Origin of the sequence: Bacillus salacetis (assembly GCF_003581585.1) — a bacterium.
Taxonomy (GTDB): Bacteria; Bacillota; Bacilli; order Bacillales; family Bacillaceae_B; genus Rossellomorea; species Rossellomorea salacetis.
The window spans coordinates 1-1,729 of sequence record NZ_QXIR01000072.1 but is presented as its reverse complement, the minus strand read 5'-3'; the positions used below and the strand labels follow the sequence as shown (position 1 = coordinate 1,729).

1 protein-coding gene is annotated in these 1,729 nt (G+C 42.3%); it reads right to left on the bottom strand.

Going from position 1 to position 1,729, the window contains the following annotated elements:
* Positions 1-80: 80 nt before the first annotated feature.
* Positions 81-1,436: an IS1182 family transposase gene (locus tag D3H55_RS23540; protein WP_119549760.1), complete on the bottom strand. Its 1,356-nt coding sequence runs from the start codon at positions 1,434-1,436 to the stop codon at positions 81-83.
* Positions 1,437-1,729: the final 293 nt, after the last annotated feature.

Sequence of the window (1,729 nt, the reverse complement as noted above, 5' to 3'; positions counted from 1 at the left end):
TTTCAGACCGTAGACAAACCCTACTTCAACCCTTTGATTGAAGTAGGGTTTGTTAATTTTTGAAGAAAAGCCCATAAACATTAAACTGGACATGGCCCTCGCCATGTCCAGTTTGCTAACTTCTTAAGATTCATGGCAGCAAACGTAAGCATCGCCTGCATTGAAACTTTTTTCAGACCTCTCAAGGTCGTCCAACGCATGCCATGCTTCTCTTTCGCATCAGCAAAAACTCTTTCAATTGTTTCTTTGCGCTGCGCGTAAAGTGTTTTATTCAAATTAGTGTGCCTCAGATGTTCAACCTCGTCTATATAATCCTGCCAAATGTGTCTATGGATCATCTTTGTATGATTATGGCTCTGAGTACATTTTTGTAATAATGGGCAGTCCCTACATTTTAAAGGATTAGAAGCATACTGTTTGTATCCATCTCTTGTGGTGGTGCGGTAAGGAAGTATTTGTCCTTCCGGACAGATATAGCAGTCGAAATGTTCATCATAAACGTAATCGTATTTCTTTAGGTAACCCTCTTTCGTTCGGGGACGAGTATAGGGCATGACCGGTCTGATTTCTTGGTCCATTAAGAACTTAGCAATATGGGGCGTCTTATATCCAGCGTCAACAGCTACAGAAGAAGGTTTTCCAACTTTATTACTGACTAGGTCCACAAGTTGATCCAGCATCCGACTATCGTGAACATTTCCACCCGTGACAAGGGAGCCTAGAATAAACCCACGCGAATCACTCGCTGTATGGAATGAATAAGCAAACAGTTTCTCACGTTCATCTTTGACATAGTATCCACTTTCAGGGTCTGTGGTACTTACCTTGATTTCTTTCGTCTCTTCGTTATTCTGTGGGGGGAAGGGCTTTTTTCCATGGTCCTCACGATCGATATTAATCTCTTCATCCAATTGAGCCTGGTAACTCCTCGTTTCAACTCGAACCACTTTTTTCTCGAATTTTTTCTTATTGGCATTCGCTTTTACATGCGTTGAATCAATGAAAGCAACAGATGGATCTACCAACCCTTTTGTCATAGCCTCTTTCAAGATACGGTAGAAAATCTGTTCAAACAAGTCAGTATCGTGAAAACGACGAACGTAGTTTTTGCCGAAGGTAGAAAAGTGGGGTATCTTTTCCGTAAAGGCATACCCAATAAACCAGCGGTAAGCAACGTTGGTCTCAATTTCTTTAATGGTTTGACGCATGGAGCGAATGCCGAACAGGTATTGAATAAATACCATTTTAATTAGAACAACAGGGTCGATACTCGGTCTTCCGTTGTGGAGACAGTATCTGTCTTTTACCAGGTCATAAATGAACTCAAAGTCAATCGCTTGTTCAATCTTTCTTACTAAGTGGTCTTGTGGGACCAACTGGTCCAGTGCAACCATCTCAATTTGATTTCTCCCATCTTCTACATGTTTGGATAGCATATTGAATCCCCCACAAATCTTTCCAAGGTTTTGGTGTTAAAGCTAGTTTTAGTTTATAAAGGGTTGATTGGAGCGAAAGGCGTACGACCTCCTGCGGGATTTGCGGGACAGGTGAGACCCCGCAAGCGCAGCGAGGAGGCTCACCGCCCGCCCCGCGGAGTCGTGCGCCTGTAGTGGAAATCAACTATCTATTCCAACCACCTAAACTTATGCCAAAAAGTATTTACAACCCAATTATACAAAAAAAGCTTGTAGACGTGGTCCATATCTTGGACTTTGTCTACAAGCTGAAA